Source organism: Apibacter sp. HY039, assembly GCF_004023655.1.
In the GTDB taxonomy this organism is placed as follows: Bacteria; Bacteroidota; Bacteroidia; order Flavobacteriales; family Weeksellaceae; genus Apibacter; species Apibacter raozihei.
On sequence record NZ_SAYM01000009.1, the window covers coordinates 60,464 to 81,508 of the forward strand.

Annotated in this window: 17 protein-coding genes; 8 read left to right on the forward strand and 9 right to left on the reverse strand. The window is 31.9% G+C overall.

Annotation, left to right across the window (positions count from 1 at the left end; translation table 11 throughout):
- Position 1: 1 nt before the first annotated feature.
- On the reverse strand, positions 2-2,068 hold the full coding sequence (locus EQ921_RS13920; RefSeq protein WP_128332091.1) for a cytochrome c biogenesis protein CcdA: 2,067 nt from the start codon (positions 2,066-2,068) through the stop codon (positions 2-4).
- A gap of 266 nt (positions 2,069-2,334) precedes the next feature.
- Here EQ921_RS13920 and EQ921_RS13925 point away from each other — a divergent pair, with 266 nt between their 5' ends.
- A complete protein-coding gene (locus EQ921_RS13925; protein WP_128332092.1) occupies positions 2,335-3,339 on the forward strand; it encodes a hypothetical protein in 1,005 nt (334 codons plus the stop codon).
- Positions 3,340-3,368: 29 nt separating this feature from the next.
- Here EQ921_RS13925 and EQ921_RS13930 read toward each other — a convergent pair whose 3' ends face one another.
- The 3 genes from EQ921_RS13930 to tilS all read right to left on the reverse strand — a co-directional run bounded on the left by EQ921_RS13930 (position 3,369) and on the right by tilS (position 6,602).
- Positions 3,369-4,685 carry a YihY/virulence factor BrkB family protein gene (locus EQ921_RS13930; RefSeq protein ID WP_128151471.1) on the reverse strand — a complete coding sequence of 439 codons (1,317 nt, stop codon included), beginning with the start codon at positions 4,683-4,685 and terminating at the stop codon, positions 3,369-3,371.
- Between the two features lie 95 nt (positions 4,686-4,780).
- On the reverse strand, positions 4,781-5,254 hold the full coding sequence (locus EQ921_RS13935; RefSeq protein ID WP_128332093.1) for a hypothetical protein: 474 nt from the start codon (positions 5,252-5,254) through the stop codon (positions 4,781-4,783).
- Positions 5,255-5,297: 43 nt separating this feature from the next.
- Positions 5,298-6,602 carry a tRNA lysidine(34) synthetase TilS gene (gene tilS / locus EQ921_RS13940; protein WP_128332094.1) on the reverse strand — a complete coding sequence of 435 codons (1,305 nt, stop codon included), beginning with the start codon at positions 6,600-6,602 and terminating at the stop codon, positions 5,298-5,300.
- Positions 6,603-6,792: 190 nt separating this feature from the next.
- Between tilS and EQ921_RS13945 the strand changes: the two genes are divergently transcribed.
- From EQ921_RS13945 to EQ921_RS13970, 6 genes are all read left to right on the forward strand, one after another.
- Positions 6,793-7,800 (forward strand): o-succinylbenzoate synthase, encoded by a 1,008-nt coding sequence (locus EQ921_RS13945; protein WP_128332118.1) that lies wholly within the window; start codon positions 6,793-6,795, stop codon positions 7,798-7,800.
- A 198-nt stretch (positions 7,801-7,998) separates the two neighbouring features.
- Positions 7,999-9,000 carry an AMP-binding protein gene (locus tag EQ921_RS13950; RefSeq protein ID WP_128332095.1) on the forward strand — a complete coding sequence of 334 codons (1,002 nt, stop codon included), beginning with the start codon at positions 7,999-8,001 and terminating at the stop codon, positions 8,998-9,000.
- A gap of 170 nt (positions 9,001-9,170) precedes the next feature.
- Positions 9,171-10,079: a carbonic anhydrase family protein gene (locus EQ921_RS13955; protein ID WP_370449529.1), complete on the forward strand. Its 909-nt coding sequence runs from the start codon at positions 9,171-9,173 to the stop codon at positions 10,077-10,079.
- 285 nt (positions 10,080-10,364) lie between these two features.
- Positions 10,365-10,643, forward strand: a complete 279-nt coding sequence (locus EQ921_RS13960) for a hypothetical protein (RefSeq protein WP_128332096.1) — start codon at positions 10,365-10,367, stop codon at positions 10,641-10,643.
- Between the two features lie 104 nt (positions 10,644-10,747).
- Positions 10,748-12,355: a SulP family inorganic anion transporter gene (locus tag EQ921_RS13965; protein ID WP_128332097.1), complete on the forward strand. Its 1,608-nt coding sequence runs from the start codon at positions 10,748-10,750 to the stop codon at positions 12,353-12,355.
- 36 nt (positions 12,356-12,391) lie between these two features.
- Positions 12,392-13,039 carry a carbonic anhydrase family protein gene (locus tag EQ921_RS13970; protein WP_128151459.1) on the forward strand — a complete coding sequence of 216 codons (648 nt, stop codon included), beginning with the start codon at positions 12,392-12,394 and terminating at the stop codon, positions 13,037-13,039.
- A 45-nt stretch (positions 13,040-13,084) separates the two neighbouring features.
- Here the strand turns inward: EQ921_RS13970 and purD are convergent, their stop codons facing one another.
- The 5 genes from purD to EQ921_RS13995 all read right to left on the reverse strand — a co-directional run bounded on the left by purD (position 13,085) and on the right by EQ921_RS13995 (position 19,997).
- Positions 13,085-14,320, reverse strand: coding sequence for a phosphoribosylamine--glycine ligase (purD, locus tag EQ921_RS13975; RefSeq protein ID WP_128332098.1), 1,236 nt, complete (start codon positions 14,318-14,320; stop codon positions 13,085-13,087).
- Positions 14,321-14,499: 179 nt separating this feature from the next.
- Positions 14,500-15,618: a porin gene (locus tag EQ921_RS13980; protein ID WP_128332099.1), complete on the reverse strand. Its 1,119-nt coding sequence runs from the start codon at positions 15,616-15,618 to the stop codon at positions 14,500-14,502.
- Positions 15,619-15,656: 38 nt separating this feature from the next.
- Positions 15,657-16,718 carry a type II asparaginase gene (locus EQ921_RS13985; RefSeq protein ID WP_128332100.1) on the reverse strand — a complete coding sequence of 354 codons (1,062 nt, stop codon included), beginning with the start codon at positions 16,716-16,718 and terminating at the stop codon, positions 15,657-15,659.
- Between the two features lie 463 nt (positions 16,719-17,181).
- Positions 17,182-18,582 (reverse strand): aspartate ammonia-lyase, encoded by a 1,401-nt coding sequence (gene aspA, locus EQ921_RS13990; RefSeq protein WP_128332101.1) that lies wholly within the window; start codon positions 18,580-18,582, stop codon positions 17,182-17,184.
- Positions 18,583-18,614: 32 nt separating this feature from the next.
- Positions 18,615-19,997, reverse strand: coding sequence for an anaerobic C4-dicarboxylate transporter family protein (locus EQ921_RS13995; RefSeq protein WP_128332102.1), 1,383 nt, complete (start codon positions 19,995-19,997; stop codon positions 18,615-18,617).
- Positions 19,998-20,300: 303 nt separating this feature from the next.
- On the opposite strand from EQ921_RS13995, the gene EQ921_RS14000 reads away from it, so the two are divergent.
- Positions 20,301-20,951: a Crp/Fnr family transcriptional regulator gene (locus tag EQ921_RS14000; RefSeq protein WP_128151447.1), complete on the forward strand. Its 651-nt coding sequence runs from the start codon at positions 20,301-20,303 to the stop codon at positions 20,949-20,951.
- Positions 20,952-21,045: the final 94 nt, after the last annotated feature.

Below are 21,045 nucleotides of genomic sequence, written 5' to 3' on the forward strand. Positions count from 1 at the left end.
TTTATGGCTTTTTTAACTCTTTATAGGTATTTATACCACAATTGAGGAATTGTTTAAAGTCTTCTTTATCCATATAACCTGCTACCGGCTCATTCAGTATTTTGCTATCCGGTGTTACCAACACATAAAAAGGCTGAGAATTAGAGCTGAAATTTTCTCGCTGAAATGTAGACCATTTATTCCCTATGGTTCGTATTTTTCTTTTCCTACCCTCTTTAAGCTGTATTGTTTGTTGTTCATTTTCAGGTAAATATTCGGAATCATCAACATATAAGGAAGCGATAACTACTTTATCATTCAATAGTTGCCATACATCCGGCTCGCTCCAAACGAATTCTTCCATTTTACGACAATTTTCACAGCCATAACCTGTAAAGTCTATTAATACGGGTTTATTTTCTTTTTTGGCAATTTCAATTGCTTCGTAATAATCATGAATAATTCGTAAACCCAAGACTCCTTTATCTTGTTTGTTTTTATAAATACTAACGTTCAAAGGAGGTGTAATACCGCTTAATAATTTTAAATTAGGCTTTTCTGAAGGAAAAACACCGGGTATCATGTATAGGGCTACAACAGCAAAAATAAGAGCAAAAATTTTACGCCCTGTTCCTATTTTTATTTTTTTACTGTCGTGAGGAAAACGTATCACTCCTAATAAATATAATACAATTGCAATTGCTATAATGATCCATAGGGCTATAAAAATTTCTCTTTTCAGAAGAAATGTTTTGGCTACTAAATCCGCTTTAGAAAGAAATTTTAATGCCAATGCCAGCTCCATAAATCCTAAGACAACTTTGATAGTGTTCATCCATCCTCCGGATTTTGGCATATTATGCAAAAACTGAGGAAATAAAGCAAATCCTCCAAAAACCATTGCCCATGCCAACCCACAACCTCCAAAAGCCAACGTTAACTGAGTCGGATTTTGTATAGCATTTGCCAAAATACTTCCTAATACCGGTCCTGTACAGGAAAAGGAAACTATAACCAGGGTTAAAGCCATGAAAAACAAACCGATAAATCCTCCAGACTCTGATGCTTTATCAGATTTATTAGCCATCCAGCTAGGGAGTGTAATATCGTAGTACCCAAAAAAACTAAAGGCAAAGATTATAAATATGATAAAGAATATTAAATTTAGCCATACATTGGTAGATATCTGGTTAAAAATGTCCGGATTTATACCACTTATTAAGTGAAACGGAAGTGTGAAAAGCAAGAAGATTAAAAGAATAAAGAAAGCATAAAGCAAAGCATCTTTTCTTCCCTGATTTTTACTTTTCGCTTGTTTGGTAAAATAAGAAATGGTAAGTGGAATCATTGGATATACACAAGGAGTCAATAGAGCAATAAGTCCTCCGATAAATCCAAAAATAAAGATCCATCCATTGCTTTCATCCTGAATTATTTTTTCTCCACATTCTTTATTTATTGGATTTTTTCTATCTAAACTGGGTATTAGTATTTGATTTTCAGATATAATAGTATTTTCTTTTTCTAACTTTGAACCGTTATTTGAGGTAAGTAAGGAATCTTTTGTTAACTTTTTCTCAGATAATTCCAAAGCAGGGTTCTCATTATTTTCTTCTTTTTGCTCTTCGGTATTTCTTTTTTGAGGAGAAACTTCTAATGAGAAGGACTCTCCATCGGGTGCTAAACAAACTTTATCATTACATATCTGAAATTCTACATCTGCTTCAAAATGAACCGGCTTATCTCCGAGAACCTCGAATTTCTGATGATATTCTACTTTATTAGAATAGTATACTAAGGTACCTTCAAAAACCTCTGAATATTCTTCAATTTTTTTTCCTACTTCTTTAGTTGAACCTATCAGCTTTATATTATTACTTTTTGGGTAGGTTAGTGCAGTCGGAATAGCATTTTCAACCTTGGTTTCTTTTGAATAAACATGCCAGCCCGGTTCAAGAGTTGCTGTAAATATAGCTTCGTATAGATTATCCTTTACAGGTATTATTTCTGCCTTCCATTTTACAGGAGTTTTTATTTGCGAGTGTGCAAATGCTGTAATAAGCACCAATAGCCAAAATAGTTTCTTCATATCAGGTTCTGTTCATTACAAATATTCGATTCAAAATTACTATTTTTTAGTTATTACCAACTCAGCTTTTTAGAAATATTCTTATAACTTCATAATCATAAATTATACATATACAAATAAAAATTTAAACATAATCTTTAAATCCGTATATAAAAATTATCAGATATCTCAAAATTAATTTTTGATTGTAAAAAGACAGCTAATCAATTAAAATACTGTTATTTTATTAAGTATTATATTTGTAAAATATTAATAAAATATCTTAAATGATAAAAGATTTATGGAAATTCGTTTCCAATATTGGTGTTGATTTAGAAACAGATCCTTTGAGTAAATGGTCCGTTAAATTACTCAATCAGTTTACTATTATAGTGTTCTTTGTATTTTTCTTTCATTCTTTACATAATTTTTTTTACATAAAGGATATACATTCAGGTGATATACTATTAACTCTTTCATTGTTTCTTTTATTAACTTTTTTTTACCCTCAACTTCGTCGTATAAAGTTTTTAGTAGGTATAGTATTTATCATTCTGGCAACCATTATTTTTTTTTATGAATCATATTCAGGTACGGAATCAGGAATTACTTTTTATTATTTCTCACTATTACTGGCTATCCCCTTCATATTCGATTTTGAAAAAGATAAGATATTGATATTCGGAATTATTATTGTAATTGTCATTTTCATACCGATTAATATTGTAACTAATTATTCGCTATTTACCAATCATTCACTAACACTTGAAGTAAAACGAAATACTTTTCTTGTTTCGCTTTCTATAAGTTTTATGATAGCTATTGCAGATTTAATATTTATAATTAAAAAAAATATCGCTATTTATAAATTATACAGCATTTCTATTGAAAATGAATTTATTCTTCAAAAACAAAAACAACAAATAGCCTTTCTACGAAGTGATGAAAAAAATAATACATTCAGAGATCAAGAGTTAACGCAGCTGGCAGTTACTAAGGATCCTTCATTTTTTTCAATATTTACAAAGGTTTATCCTTCATTTTGTCACATACTTTTAGACAGTGCTCCTAATCTGACATTATCTGAACTTGAACTTTGTGCGTATATTAAATTAAATTTTTCGACTAAGGAAATTGCCCAGTATGCCTCTTTATCTGTTCGTGCAGTAGAAGGCAGAAAATTCCGAATCAGGAAAAAATTAAATATGAAATCTGAAAAGGAATTGGTAAGCTGGATGATGGACATAGATTTTTTTGAAATTCCATATACGGTAAAAAAACTACCCCTTTAAAGCTTATTAATTATTAAATTAAAATTACATTAAATATCTTTTAATAATATATTACCTTCTTTTTCTTTAATCATTTTTTTGACTTCCACAGTTTTATCCCACAAACTCCTCAATTCTCCGTGAATGTCCAGCTTAAAATTTTCCGAGCCATACCTATCTATCTTTGTAAAAAAATAACCAATCGTAATTTTATTGATGTCTATGGAAGGGATGTAAGCTAAAACTAGTGAATCATCTGTCGGAGTTTCTATAATGATACCAACTTGTAGTAAATAAAACAAGGAATCACTGGTTAATTGTGTCGGAATTTTATACTTTTCCGACAGCTCATCAGCTGTATAAGGTTTTTCACCTTTTTCAAAACGTTTAACAATAAGAGTAGCTATAAGTAATAGCACAAAATCTTTATAACGACGACTTATATTTGTTATTTCTTTTTCAAAACTAAACTTGTTAACATTTTGATATGCAAAGGATAACTGAACACCAAATAGACATATAAACCAACTAAGCTGAAGCCACAATAATAGTAAAGGTAGTGCTGCAAAACTGCCATAAATGGCATTATATTTTGAGATCCAAATCTGACCGGAAATATATAGCATCTGAAATACCTGAAAACAGGTTCCGCTGAAAGTACCGGCAAGCAAAGCTGCACTAAACCGGACTTTTGTATTAGGCATGTACAGGTAAAGCAATGTAAATAAAATAATGGTAATTACGTAAGGTGCAATTTTAATAATTGTACTAACTACTGAGCCTATAATGTTTATATCTATAGTTGATGATAATAAAATAGACAAACCTGCATTACATATAAGGAAAACTGGAAATATTATAATTAATGCCAGATAATCAGTGAATTGTCTAAAAATAGTACGTCCTTTTTTTATTCTCCATATGGTATTAAAATTATCTTCAATGCTGGATAGAAGCATAATAACGGTATAAAGAAGGACAACTACACCAATACCTAAAAATATTCCACCCTGAGCATATTCAATTGATTTATCAATAAATTGCATAGCTTTAGCCAATACTTCTTCCTGACCTGCAAAATATTGAAATAGCTGACTTTTAACAATATTCTGAAATCCAAATCCTCTGGCAATAGCGAATAGTACAGCTAATAAGGGAATAATGGATAATAAAGAGCTGTATGTAAGCGCTCCTGCTCTTGTATTGAGCTGTGAGCCGTTTATATTTCTAAATGTTAACAAAAATGCTTTAATTACATTAAACAGACCTATTTTCCTTACAGTACTATCATTCTCGGTAATCCGCCAGATATCATAGGTAAGAAAATTGAGTAGTTTGCGTATTTTTGCCCTTATTCTAGCAAGCATTTATTTATTTTTTAGTTATAATAAAACAAATTTACTATTTGTTTTTGAATTATTTATTGTTGTCAATTAAAGTCTCTGTTTAAAAAAATAAAAGTCTATTTTTTAACAGCTGATAAACTGATAAGAATAACTGCTGCCAGCTCATTCGAATTTAAACTACCTTCAACAGTAAATAATATATGGCTTGCTAATCTTGAATTTCCGTCATATATTTTATTTCCCTCTTTAGATGCCAAAAGGCTGTTATCAGTATCGTATATTCTGTTTCTTTCTATTAGTATAACCAGGTCTTTTCTATAAATGGATTTCTTTTTGTACACTCTGTAATCATTCCTGATAGTAAATAAAATATCTCTGTCGGTGCCATAATTTTTATAATATATTTTATCCTCTTTTATATTGCATATAATTATACCTTTTAAACTTCCGGCAAAGATTTTTCCATTCATAATTGTAAAAAGTAAATCTTTATCTGAAGAAGAATCTCCTTTATATATTTTTGTCTGGGCATAACTAAATGCAATAAAAAAGAAAGCAATAAGTAACAGAATATATCGGAATATTTTCATGTTTAAAAATTAAATTAATTAAATACGTTTTTCCAACTCAATTTTAGACACCTTCATTTGAAACAAAGCTCATGCCTAAATATTTTGTTGTTGTCGTAGTAACTTTAAACCTATCATCGAGCCTGTAATTAATAAGCCATATAATTTTACCATCAGCATTACATAAAACCAATACTTTAGTTTTATTAAAAACTGAAATTTTCAGATCTTTAAGATATTTGCTTATTTTTTTTTTTCCATTTCCATTTATAGGGTAAAAGTAATCACCTTCTTGCCAATTACGGATATATATAGGTAATTTAACTTTCTCCCAATCTATCATTTCATTATACATACCATTATCTGGTGATACTTCTAATGACAACTTTAAAGGTAAAGGAAATGAATCTTGTAATGGAATTTTATCAATAACTTCAAAAACCTTAGGCTGATCAATAATAATAGGCTCTATGATTAAATGTTTCCTGTCAATCCATATTTTATGAGTCTTTGATTGAAAAGTACTTCCTGTAGAAGCTTTTAAAATATTGTTTACATCATTTTCATCTGTAAATCCAAATTCTGAAAAAATAAGATAAACCAAAATAAAGTCTGACTTTTTAAATTGTTCCCTGTCAAATAGTTTGATTCCGTTATTATTATTAATTAAAGCTTCCTCTGCCAATTCCCTGGATTTTTTTATAATAAATTGATGGGAAGAATCAATAATCTGCATACTTTTTTTAATTTGCGGCAAAAATGCCTGATTCATATTTTGTAATTCAGGAATAATAATGTGTCTGATTTTATTTCGTAAATAATCTAATTCTTGATTTGTATGATCCTCTCTCCACAAAATTTTTTTATTCAAGGCATACGATATTATTTCTACCTGCGTATAGTTTAGTAAGGGTCTGAGAACTCTCCCCGCCAAATAACTCATACCGCTTAACCCTTTCAAACCGGATCCTCTTAATAAATTAATGAAAAATGTTTCTGCCTGATCATTTAAATGATGAGCTGTTACTATATAATCAAAGGAGTGATTCTTACATAATTCAAAAAAGTAATCGTATCGAAGTTTTCTAGCTATCATTTCGACTGATTCCCTGTTTTTCTTTTCGGACAAAGTATCAAAGCGACGAACAAATAATTCTATTCCTTTTTGATCGCAATAATTTCTCACAAGATTTTCATCTTCAAGGGAATCTTCACCTCTAAGCTGGAAATTACAATGAACCACGCTATAATTCAAATCAGAACTGACAAATAAATCTAACAAAACCATACTATCTGCTCCCCCACTTACAGCAAGCAAATATTTTTTGTTTTTATTCAGTGAATCTAATGCTTTGTGAATCGTTTCCAATCTTCTATTTTATTTATTCTTGAGTTTAAATTAGGAAAATAATAGTATTGAAAATTATATTTAATATTTAATCCTAAATACAAAACTAAGCAAATCTATCAACCTTTGCTTTTATCAAATTTAGACAAAGATATCTTAATTTAGTGTTAATACCTGTGTACTTTTATTCCAGAGTGTTTATTTTTGTATGATGAAAGCAAGTTTCAACTATTATGAATTAGTATTTAAAAATCCTGCTGGCACATCCAGGGGTACTTTAAAAACCAAACTTACTTATTTTTTAAAAATTAAAAGTCCTGACTTTGAGTATATAGGTGAGTGTGGCTTTTTCAAAGGCTTAAGTGCAGACAATGAATACGAATATGAAAACAAACTTCGCTGGGTATGTGAAAATATAGAGCTTGGTAAAGATTTCTTGATTGAATCATGTCTTGAATTCCCATCTATACAATTTGGAATTGAACAGGTTTTTTGCCAGCTGGAGAATAAAAAAGCAAACTTATACTTCACTTCTGATTTTACTAAAGGTACTCACGGTATTCCTATTAACGGATTAATATGGATGGGTAGTCTGGAATTTATGAAAAATCAAATCCGTGAAAAATTAAATACTAATTTTCATTGTATCAAGCTTAAAATCGGGGTTGACTGGAACGGAGAACATGAAATACTTAAGAGTCTTCGAAATGAATTCTCATCCAGTCAATTAGAATTACGAGTTGATGCAAATGGAGGCTTTACTCACGAAGAAGCTAAAATAGTTTTGGAACAGTTAGCTAAATTAAATATTCACTCTATAGAACAACCGATACGCGCCGGACAAATTGAAAAGATGGCTGATTTATGTAAAAATACTCCTGTGCCTATAGCTCTTGATGAAGAGCTTATTGGCAAATTCCATAGCAAAGAGAAAATACAGCTTATTCAACAAATCCAGCCTCAATATATTATTTTAAAACCGTCTCTCATAGGCGGATGGCAAGGTTCTCAAGAATGGATTGACATTGCAAAGGAAAACAATTCCGGATGGTGGATAACCTCTGCATTAGAATCTAACATCGGTCTGAACGCTATTGCGCAGTGGACTGCTGTTTTAAATACCAATATGCCTCAAGGGCTGGGCACAGGTGGATTGTTTACCAATAATTTTACTTCAAATCTTGAAGTTAGGGGAGAAAAATTATTTTATAATCCCTGATATTTACTTTTTCGAATCAATGCTCCCTTACTAATTCTAAAAAAAATTATCACAAAAACAATAAAGCTCTTATTTATATTTTTTTAACAAAAAACTTTTAACTTTAAATAATTAAATTGTAAATTAATAAAATAAATTTAGAATAAATATTTACATATTTAAATAACTGAAATAAAAAATTCAAAATTGCATTGTGACATGTTTTTATTAGATTTTTCAAAACCAATAAATATCCTTGAATTGCCTCAGGAAAAAGAATGGCAAAAAAACATCATTTCTTTTTTAAAAGACTGGTACAATAACTCAGAGACAATAGTAACTCAAACATCCGGTTCTACAGGAATACCTAAAGATATAGTATTGACTAAATCGGCTATGACAGAGAGTGCATCACTTACCGGGAAATATTTGAATTTATCTTCCGGGGATACTGCGCTTCTATGTATGCCCTCCTTATATATTGCCGGTAAAATGATGCTGGTTCGTTCTATAGTCTGGAATTTAAAATTATATTGTATTGAGCCGAGTTCATATCCCTTGAAAAATACTGATAAAAAGTTTACTTTTTCGGCCATGACTCCTATGCAGGTAGAGAAATCTTTAGAAAAAATTGAAAATATAGATAAATTGATCGTGGGTGGAGCTCAAATTCCTTCTTCGTTATTATCTAAACTTAAGTTCTTAAATACAGATGTTTATGAATCTTTTGGAATGACTGAAACTATTTCTCATATTGCATTGAAAAAGGTTTCGGGTAACTCCCCCTGCACTTCTTTCCAACTTCTCCCTAACACAAAAATCCGCGTGGACAGACGAGGCTGTTTATGTATTCAACCCTCTTTTCTATCCGAAGAAATTATTACCAATGATTTAGTTTCACTTGTTTCTGATCGGGAATTCGAATGGCAAGGAAGAATTGATAATATTATAAATTCAGGAGGAATAAAAATATTTCCTGAAAAGGTTGAAAAACAATTGAAATCAATAATTAATCGAGAATTTATAATTTCGTCCCGAGAAGATGCAGTATTAGGTAAAAAAGTAATTTTAATTGTTGAGGGTGATGTTATTCCGGAACTTAAAGAAATAGTATCTCAGTTTACTTTTGATTCTAAATATGAAAAGCCTAAAGAAATTATTTACGTTAATCAATTTGAAAGAACTAAAACCGGAAAGATTATACGAAATAAAATTTTTTAAACTTTCTCAGCAATCACTTGAATAAAAAATAAAATTTAATATTTATTTTTTTGTAAAAAACTTAGTATTATTCTTTTTTTTTCATATCTTTATAACCAATTACATAGTTAATTAATAATAATTTATCTAAATATTTAATTAAACTACTAGGTTCATTTAAAAACAAGCTTATGAAAAAACACAAATTAAATTTAAAAAAACTAAGTTCAATTCTTTTAGTTACCCTTACTGGAATCATGATATCTGCAAGTGCTGTATCTTATGCTAAAAATAGAACTATAAATTTAACAAGCCTTTTAAAAAAGAATATCCATCCAATAGATTCTGTCACAACAGCCTCAGTAGACTATAAAATTAATTACTTAAATAACACTCATTCAGAAATACAAATACTGTCTGATAATTCTCAATTTACTACTAATAATTCACCAAAGAGTTTTATCAGTCGTGTAAATTTAGATGACATAACTCCTCATCAGGCTTTGCAATATTTAAAAGACGGTAATTTTCGTTTCGTAAATAATTATAAAGTAAACAGAAATCTGATTCAGCAGGTAGAAGAAACACAAGCTGGTCAAAACCCTTTTGCTGTAACCGTAAGCTGCATGGATAGCAGAACTTCCGTTGAACATATTTTCGACCAGGGAATCGGAGATATTTTCAGTATCAGAAATGCCGGAAATGTGATAAATAATGATGTTTTAGGTTCGTTGGAATATGCTTGTAAAGTTGTTGGTTCGAAACTGATTTTAGTCTTAGGGCATTCGCATTGCGGAGCTATAAAAGGAGCATGTAAACATTATGAATTGGGGCACCTAACCGGTTTGTTACATAAAATTCATCCGGCAATGAATAAAGTAGATAAAAACATTTTGGACAATGATAATCACCATGATGACTACATTAATAAAGTAGGACATGAAAATGTAATTCATAGTATTGATGAAATTTTACGTAGAAGCCCTATACTTAAAGATCTTGTAGATCAGGGCAAAATAGGAATTACCGGCGGTTTTTATGATGTAAAAACAGGAAAAGTTGAATTTTTTGATGAAATCATTTATAATTCTCCTAAATAAAAAAAATACATAAATTCTTTTTTCAGTTACTAAATTTCAGTTACAATAAATATTTTTTATAGCATTTGGTTTCTCAAATAACTATTAATATATATATTTGTATACCTGTTAATACGAAAACAACTTAAAAAATAGTTACGCTTAAGATATGGTCTAATTTTTGCCGTAATATATTTTCCTGTTTTCTAAAAATATTTAAAACTGAAATTTAGTAGTAAACATATCGTTACTTTAATACTGGCTTTTGTACTTACCTTTAATATAGGCAATAGTATAAATGCAATTATGTTTGTTAAAACAGATATGTTATCATATTGCGAAAAAACAAGTGATAAACAAGCTTCAAAAAAAGATACGCCGGTAAGTAAGAAAAACTCATCTAATAATCCTTTAAATGAAGAGGAGCATGACGATCAGAAGAAAATTTCTTACCATAGCCAGATACGTTCAGAGCGTCTGAGCTTTAATTTGTCTGAATCTCATAATCTTTTTCTTCAATTAAGTAAATATCAAATTTACCGGGAAATACCATCCCCTCCTCCCAATTTTAATTATTTTTCTTAAAACTATCTATTATGTACACTTTTTTATCTTATTAATAATTAATAGGATGCATCGCCTTGTGACCTGTTTTTAAGAAAAATAATTATTAATGAAATACATAAAAAATGTCTTCTAAATCTAATTTAAAAAATGATATAATAGCAGGAGTAGTTGTATCACTGGTAGCCATTCCTCTTTGCTTAGGTATAGCTCTTTCTTCAGGAATGCCACCATTTGCCGGTATGATTTCAGGTATACTGGGAGGAATTGTAATTGGTTGTATCAGCCGTTCTCAATTAAGTGTCAGCGGCCCTGCTGCCGGATTAATAACCATTGTAGCTACAGGGATTACTGATATTGGTATTAACGGAGTATTGTTAGCCGTATTTTTGGCCGGGTTATTCCAGATTGGGCTTTCTTTATTAAAAGCAGGAGGTATTGCCTATTATTTTCCTTCCAGTGTAATAGAAGGAATGCTTGCGGCAATCGGAATAACCATCATATTGAAAAACATTCCGACTCTTCTGGGTTTTCCTGAAGCTTTATCCGATGAAGAAACAGGATTCCAGTTTTACCAGAGGATTCTTTCAGATGTCTCTGAACATGTTAACGAAATAGCTTTAGGTACAGGAATTGTGGCTTTAGTCTGTATGGTACTTTGGGATAAATATAAACCTAAAATTTTAAAAACAATTCCCGGAGCTTTAATAGCTGTAATTGTAGGTCTTGTAAGTTATTTCATATTCCAGAAAACCAATACTTCTTTTGAAGGAAGCGAACTAGTTCAGCTTCCGGTTGTAGAAAGTTTTAATTCTTTTACCCAATTATTTTTATTTCCTAATTTTGGTTTAATAGCAAATCCTAAAATCTGGGTACTGGCATTGACAATAGGTATGGTTGCATCCATTGAAACTTTATTAACTATAGAAGCTACAGATAAAATTGATCCATTAAGACGGGTGACTCCTACTAACAGAGAGCTTTTTGCTCAGGGAATCGGTAATTCATTAAGCGGATTAATCGGGGGGCTTCCAATCACTTCAGTAATTGTCAGATCAAAAGCAGGTTTGGATGCCGGTGGACGAACGAAAACGACCACTATTGTACATGGAATTATTCTTTTATTAGGAGTATTATTTATAGCTAAATTTTTAAATATGATTCCTTTGGCTTCACTGGCTGCGATTTTAGTTGTTACCGGTTACAAATTATGTAATCCTGCCTTATTCAAACACGTTTTCAGCTTAAGTAAACACCAGTGGATTCCTTTTGTAATCACTGTATTGGCTATTTTACTTACAGATTTGCTTAAAGGTGTTGGAATAGGAATGCTGGTAGCTGTCTATTTTATTTTAAGAGGAAACATGAAATCGTGTTATACTATGTATATAACTCATGTAGATAACCAAAAATATATTCACCTTATCTTATCAGAGGAAATATCGTTTTTAAAAAAATCAACCATAATTAAAACTTTATCCCGGATTAAAAATAATTCCAACATAATTATTGATGCTGAAAAAACAGTTTATATAGATTTTGACGTTTTAGAATTGATACGTGAATTTAAGGCAGAAACTGCACCTCGTAAAAACATTAATTTAAAACTTATTAACTTTAAAGATGTTTACGAAATTCCTAACAATGGTGATGGTGTAAACTTAAGTGTTGCCAACACCCGTTCAGTAAAACTCGAAAATAAAAATATAGACAATTTAGATACAATCAAATAATATAAATTTAAACTACCTTTATAAAACAATAAATATATGAAAGCACATACAAAAGAAAATTTAATCTCTATAGATCCTCATCAAGCATTACAATATTTAAAAGACGGCAACTACCGTTTTGTCAACAATCTTAAAGTTAACCGTAATTTAATGCAGCAGGTAGAAGAAACCAATGAGGAACAGCACCCGTTTGCAGTTATAGTAAGCTGTATGGATAGCCGTACTTCTACTGAACACATATTTGACCAGGGAATTGGAGATATTTTCAGTATCAGAAATGCAGGAAATGTTGTTAATACAGACGTTCTGGGTTCATTGGAATATGCATGTAAGGTTGTAGGTTCCAAGCTTATTCTGGTTTTGGGGCATTCACACTGCGGTGCTATCAACGGAGCCTGTAAACATTATGAATTGGGACACTTAACCGGCTTGTTACACAAAATTCATCCGGCTATGGAAAAAGTAGGAATTGATAATCCGGATGATGATAAAGAACATGAAGACTATGTTAACAAAGTTGCGCATGAAAACGTTATTCACAGTATTGATGAAATATTAGAGAAAAGCTCAATACTAAAAGAATTGGTAGATCAGGGTAAAATAGGTATTACCGGTGGTTTTTATAATGTAAAAACAGGTGAGGTTGAATTTTTCGATGAAATTATATATAACTCCCCAGAATAATATATTTAATAAAAAAACCGAGCTTACTGCTCGGTTTTTTTATATTTATAATTCTCCAATATCTTTTCTACAATAATTATAATCAAAGTGGATTTTAGTAATATTATCATATGCCTGTTCCCGGGCTTTTTCCTGGGTATCACCTATACCGACAATATTAAGCACCCTTCCTCCCGAAGTATATAGCTGCTCATCTTTTAAATAAGCTCCAGCTACAAAATAGGGACAAGTTACCTGATCAAGGCCTTTAATAGGGAAATCGGTCTCGTAATTCAACGGATATCCTCCTGATGCTAAAACTACGCACACCGTATGCTGATTTTTCCAGTTTAAAGTGATTTCATTTCCTGTAAGGGCATTATGTAAAACATCTAAAAAATTGTTTTGCATCAATGGAAGAGTAGCCTGCGTTTCTGGATCTCCCATTCGCATGTTATATTCCAATAAATAAACTCCCGTATTGGTTATCATTAATCCGAAAAATATAATACCGGCGAAAGTAAGATTTTCAGCCAACAATCCTTTAAGCGTAGGTTCTAAAATATCTTTACGGAAAGCCTCTTCAAGTTCTTCTGTAAAATATGGATTTGGCGCTACAACTCCCATACCTCCCGTGTTTAGACCTGTCTCACCTTCACCTATCTTTTTATGATCTTTTGCTGATATGAATGGATAAATATCTTTACCATTGAAAACAGACAAAATTGAAGTTTCAAATCCTTCTAAAAATTCTTCAATGACTACATGATTTCCTGCTTCTCCAAAAATTTTATTGTTAAGCATTTCATCTAAAGCTTTTTCTGCTTCAAACTTATCATAACATATAACCACTCCTTTTCCGGCTGCTAAACCATCTGCTTTAACAACTAACGGATAGGTTTGATTTTTGGCATATTCATTGGCTTCTGTATAATTATTAAACGTTTTATATTTAGCGGTTTTAACGCCGTATTTAAGCATAAAGTTTTTTGCAAACTCTTTACTACCTTCTAGTAATGCCGCTTTTTTATTAGGTCCGAAAACAGAAAGTTTCCTCTCCTGAAATGTATCTACAACACCTTTCATCAACCAATCTTCAGGCCCTACGAAAGTTAAATCAATTTGTTCCTTTTCAGCAAAATCAGCTAAATCTTCAACTGTTTTTAAAGACAAATTTGTACCAATCTGAGCAGTTCCTCCGTTTCCGTTATTAAAATAAAGTTCTACTTCCGGGTTATCTTGTCTTATTTTCCAACCGATGGCATGTTCTCTACCCCCGTTTCCAATAATCAATACTTTCATAAATTTTATTTAGTTTAATTTTTAGTTTACTCTGCTTTACAAAGATAAAATTAAAATATGTATTACTTTAAAATTAAATTTGATTATCTACAGAACTTTATAATTATTCTGACTGGTTAAAATAAAAAAGGCTACGCACTAAAAACTGCATAGCCTGAATATATCAATTTCTATTTTTATTACATTATTTTAAACATCCATCGAGTACCCACGATAATCATATTTTGATTAATACCCTCCATAGCTTTAAAATCACCATTGTAATTTGTTCTGGTATAAGCATAAACTGCATGGAATCTTAAATCTTTTAATAATGGGTTTGTAAACGGATAATATTCTATTCCCGCCTGTACTCCACCAGTCATATAGTTACTGGAAGTAAGTTGATCTCTTCTTTTATTCCATGTTCCTTTCACTAAGGATTTAATTTTACCAAAATCATATCGTAAGTTTAAAGAAGCAGACTGATCTCTAACTGGTCTATATCCTTCAACAGTAGGCACTACAGAGCTAAAATTCATATTTCTATCTCCCATGTACCAATCCATTTCAGCCATAAATTTATTTACAGTAACTTTAGTACCCAAGGTAAGCCAGCTGTAGTATTTACTTGAATCGTGTTGAAATGCACCGTATCCAAAACGAGTTTTAATTAAATCATTAAATAAGTTTCCTTCCCATACAAATAATCCGGCTAAAGATTTATTCTTATATTTTTCAGTTGAAAACTGAGGCGCGTCAGAGTTAACAACCTGCAAATTAAATACTTGTTTCCCCGTTTTATAAGCTACATTTAAACCGGTTTTAAAAGCATCTAAATCATCATAACACGTAGTTGTTAAATAAACATCAGAAGGTAGATAATCAAATTCGAATGTACCAAACTGAACCACTTGTTTACCGATTCTAAATGTCCAGTTTTTACCTGCATCCAGTTCTATGTAAGCTAAATCTGTTGCTCCTGATAAATTATCTCTTTCCAACGGATTTTGCGGTTTGTTCAATCTGTGTCTTACACGGTATCTTACTCCGGGAGCAATTTCTCCGGTGAACCAAATTTTAAGGGTTTGCCCTCTGAAACCACTTTCCTGTGTTTCATGTTCATTAAATTTTGCCTGATAATCGAAACGGGTATCCAATCTTATTTCCAATAACTCTTTATTTTTCAATAAATAGTCAACCACAGTTTTTAAACCGGATTCGCTGTTTGTATCGGCAACACGAACTGAATCGGGCTGCTGAGCTAACAAACCGGAAATACAGGAAACAGTTATTAATAATGATAAAATTTTCTTCATAGTAAATTGTTTATAATTAATATAATGATTAAATTTTTTTAATATTCTGTAAACATTCTTTGAATTTCTCTATAATCTGTTGTTTTTGTTAATGCAAGCATTAGCAGAATTCTGGATCTTTGAGGCGTAAGATACCAAGAAGCAGAGAAATTATGAGCATCGTCGTCAATTTCATCCCACTGACAGGTTGGACCTGCCGGTAATCTTGAAGATCTGACAACAGGAATTCCTTTTTTTACAGATTGTGATAAGGCATTTAAAACTTCTCCGGACATATTTCCATTTCCTACTCCTGCATATACTAAGCCTTTGGCTCCAGCATTTAGCGCTGCATCAACAAATACTTTATCGGTGTTTACATATCCCAGAATAATATCAACTCTTGGTAACTTGTCTAATTTAGTTACATCAAACTCGGCATCGATAGTATTTTTTTTCTTAGAGGTTCTTGTATAAATAGGTTTTCCATTATACATAATCCCTAAAGGTCCAAAATTGGGGTTATCAAAGCTTCCGACACTTAACGTATTCGTCTTTGAGATATCATCAGCCCCTATAATTTTATCATCCATTACAACCATTACACCTTTTGCAATAGATTCAGGTGAAGCTGCACAAGCAACGGCATTGAACAAATTCCTTGGTCCATCCGCACTTAAAGCTGTTGATGGACGCATAGCACCTACCAAGACTATAGGTTTGCTGGTTTTTGCTGTAAGATTAAGAAAATAGGCTGTTTCGTCCTGGGTATCTGTACCGTGAGTAATTACAAACCCATTAATGTTAGGATCTTTTGACAATTCATTGATCCTTTTAACTAATTTTAACCAAACCTGAAAGTTCATATCCTGACTTCCTATATTAGCTATTTGTTCACTTTTAATATTTGCGACAGTTGCTAAATCCGGTACTGCATCTAAAAGCTGCTCAACAGATATACTTCCGGCCTTATATGCAGATGTTGTGGACGATTTACCTGTTCCGGCAATAGTACCACCAGTAGCTAATACATAAATAGTAGGTTTTACCTGTGCTCCTATTGTTATAAAAACAATGAGCATACAGAGGCTTAAAATGCTTTTGATTTTTTTTGTGTTCATAGTCCTGCTGTTTAAATTATTGTTTAATATTTACTTTTTATAATTAACTGTTAAAAAAACCCGTGATTATCACTCTCGTTCATTTTCTGAGTCTCCATTACAAAAATTTTAATTCATCCAATCAACGTAATTAAAATAATAAGCACAATCATTTTTAAAATCAGTCAGCAAAATATCCTTTTTAATCCAGTAAACCTGCTCAACAATAATCTAAATAAAAACAAAAGTACATCATTTTATTTTAATCTATCACTATTTACTTTTTATATAATTCACCTTGCGAGTTTTTTCTGTTAGTACTTAACAGATTATTTCCTCTGTTTAAAAGGCACAAATTTATGTATTATTAATTAAAAACAAATAAATTTTTAGTTATTACTATTATTTTATTCTTTTCACTACGAAAATATCCATTGTAAAAAAGTATTTTATTTTACAATGGATATAAATAAATTAATGTATTTTAATTATTGAATTTATGAGGACCGAGCATATTTTCCGGGTTGAGAATTTCATCCAGTTTGTCTTTGGACAGAAGATTGTATTCTAACACCAGATCATAAACACTTTTATGTTTTTCTAAAGCTTCTTTTGCTATTTTAGTACTGTTTTTATATCCTATGTAAGGGTTTAAAGCAGTTACAATTCCGATACTATTTAAAACCATGTCTTTACAGTGCTGTTCATTAGCAGTAATTCCATCCACACAATTCGTACGTAAACAGTCCAGCGCGTTTATCAATATGTGTACAGATTCCATTAGGCTATAAGCGATAACCGGCTCCATCACGTTTAACTGTAATTGACCTGCTTCAGCAGCCATGGTTACGGTTAAATCATTGCCGATAATTTTAAAACAGGTTTGATTCATCGCTTCCGGTATCACGGGGTTTACTTTTCCTGGCATAATGGAAGAACCCGGTTGCATAGCAGGTAAATTTATTTCATTCAAACCACAACGGGGTCCGGATGAAAGTAATCTTAAATCGTTACAGATTTTAGACAGCTTAATAGCAACTCTTTTTAATGCTGAAGAGTAGATTACGTAGGAACCGGTATCCGGAGTTGCCTCCACAAGGTTTTTTGCAGAAACAAATGGATGTCCCGTAATTTTAGCCAGATTTTCTGCACAAAGTTTGGCATATCCGGGAATAGCATTTAAACCGGTACCAATAGCAGTAGCCCCCATATTTATTTCAAGAAATAAATTTGAGTTCTGCGTTAATCTGTCTACATCTTCGCTTAATGTTTCAGCAAATGCTTCAAATTCCTGTCCTAAAGTCATAGGTACAGCATCTTGTAGCTGCGTCCTACCCATTTTTAGCACTTGCATAAAACTTTCTCCTTTTTTCCTGAAAGAAACAATCAACTGATTCAAATGATCTATCAGTATCTTATTGGAATTAATAGCCGCTAACTTTATAGAAGTAGGATAAGCATCATTAGTTGACTGAGAAAGGTTTACATGATCATGCGGAGAACAAAACTGATATTCACCTTTTTTGTGTCCCATAATCTCTAACGCAATATTGGCAACTACTTCGTTAATATTCATATTGGTTGATGTTCCTGCTCCTCCCTGAATTACATCACTGGGAAATTCCTGATCATAGTTCCCCTGAATTACGCGCTTACAAGCCTCAATTATTGCATCTTTGATATTTTCATCCAAAATATCCAGTTCATAATTTGTTTCTGCTGCCGCCCATTTTACATAAGCTAACGCTTTGATTAATTCGGGATATTGTGATAATTTGATGCCGGTTATATGAAAATTGTTTACCGCTCTCTGTGTCTGAACTCCGTAGTAAGCTTCTTCTGGAACCTGTAGATCTCCGATTAAATCATTTTCTGTTCTGTACATGTCGTTATATTTAAGATTATATTTTAGTTATGTTAAAAAATTAAGTAGGCAAGAGCAAATCCTATGGACACTGCAACAATAGTTGCAATAAATCCCGGGATTTGAAAGGAATGATTAACAATATATTTACCAATCCGGGTAGTTCCTGTACGGTCAAAATTTATGGCAGCAACAATGGTTGGATAATTAGGAATAAAAAAGTAGCCGTTTACCGCAGGAAACATGGCTATCAGACTATTAGCAGGGATGCCCAGCGACACACCCAGCGGCATTAAAGCCCGAACGGTCGCCGCCTGACTAAACAACATGATAGACATTAAAAATAAAGCCACAGCAAACGTCCAGGGGTAATCAGTCACCATGTCCGTCAGAAGACCTTTGAAAAATTCCAGATTTCCTCCAAAAAATGTATCTCCCATCCAGGCAATTCCAAATATTGCAATAACAGCCTGCATACCAGCTGTAAAAACAGTTCCTGAGGCTATTTTCCCAACGTTTGTACGAGTACATATGATAATGATTCCAGCTGCCGCCAGCATAATAATTTCTATAACATGAGGCATTTCCATAGGCGTCCCGTTCCATGATGGCCTTAAACTTTGCACAGAACCAAACATTACTATTGATGCAACACTTAAGAGAAATATAATTACAGACAATTTAGCCCCTGTTGAAGTTCCGCCTGTTTCCACTTTGTGTGTCTTTTTAATTTCCATTAATCCTTCTTCTACCCGTTTTAAGTATACCGGATCTTTTTCCAGATCTACACCTATAAACATTTGAACGATGGCAGCTACAAGCACACCTATCAATGTTGAAGGAATAGCAATAGCCAGAATATGAGCAAGTCCGATTTCTGGATTTTTGATCATTATAACACTTAATAAAGCGGCTGTAGCAGCGGATATAGGACTAGCAGTAATAGCCTGTTGTGAAGCAATTACAGAAATACTCAAGGGTCTTTCCGGGCGGACTTTAGCTTCAGTTGCTACTTCTGATATAATAGGTAACAGAGCATAAGCAATATGTCCGGTTCCTGCTAAAAAGGTGAATATATAGGAAACCAAAGGAGCCACAATGGTAACGGCCGGTGGATAAGCTCTAAGCATTTTTTCCGCTATCCTGACCATGTAATCTATTCCTCCTGAGGCTTGTAAAGTGCTTGCTGCAGTTATAACAGCAACAATCATTAACATAACATCTATAGGCGGCGATTTAGGCTGAAGTTTAAATACGAATACTAACACAGCCAGTCCCAAACCTCCGAAGATACCTAGTCCTAATCCTCCTTTCTTAGCTCCGATAAATATTGCAGTTAACACTACGGCAAATTCACAAAGTATTTTCAATTCATTTCCGTAAAGTTGTATTAGCTCTTGTATATACTGATAAAGTTGATTAATAATATCGCCCATTACATTGTTTTTTTTATCTATTATCACTCTGTTTTTGCTATAAGCAACTTCAGAATCATTATTTATTTCTTAGCAAATTAACGAAGTAATTACTAGTTTTAATTTTTCTTATCCGGTTTGTTTGTTTTCCAGTATATTACTTTTTCAATATATACTATAATAATTAAATTGATTAACCTATACGTACAAATTTATACTAGTTATTTCTAAGTCTCCCTATAGTAAGCAGTGGAGTTATTTGTAAAATAAAAACAATATACTTACCTTTGCGAGTGAAAAATTTCACTTTTCACACCCTATCACATGAAGCATCATTTCTCGTGTATTCCTTTTTATGATATATTAACTGAACAAGAGCAAATCTGTTTCATTGAAAATTGCAGCGTGGTGGACTTTGATTGTCGCGAAGCTGTTTTTAAGCAAGGCAGTTTTGCTGTTAATATTTATATTATACTGGAAGGTTATTGCAAATTAACATTTCAGACAAATGAGAAAAAAAGAATTGTCTTTATCCCACATAAAGGAGAGATGATTGGTAAAGATTATATGGTTAAAACACATTATCCTTATAGTGTCCACACTCTTACCAAAACTAAATTAATGATTATTCCCAAAACTTTTTTGAATGATATCTGCCTACGAAATCCTGATTTTTATGTAAAACTTACGCAAATGAGCGAAAGCAATATGCTGAAGACTATGGAATGGATGATTAACCTGGGATTTAAAAATATTGAAGGCGCCGTTGCCATGTTTTTAATGAAATTCTGCAATACGGAATATAGAAACATTGATCTTTCACGTACTGAAATAGCAGAAGTTATCGGTTATTCAAGAGAAAGTGTGATACACACTTTGAAAAAATTTGTATCCGAAAATCTAATCTCTACCAAAGGTAAAGAGATACATGTAATTGACCGCGAAAAACTGGAGGAAATCATCAAATATAGTTAGTTACATAGTCTTTGGATTTCATTATCATAAATATCTCATAATACAGTTGTTAATTCACAAACAAATCCTATCTTTGCATAGATTTTAAAAATTA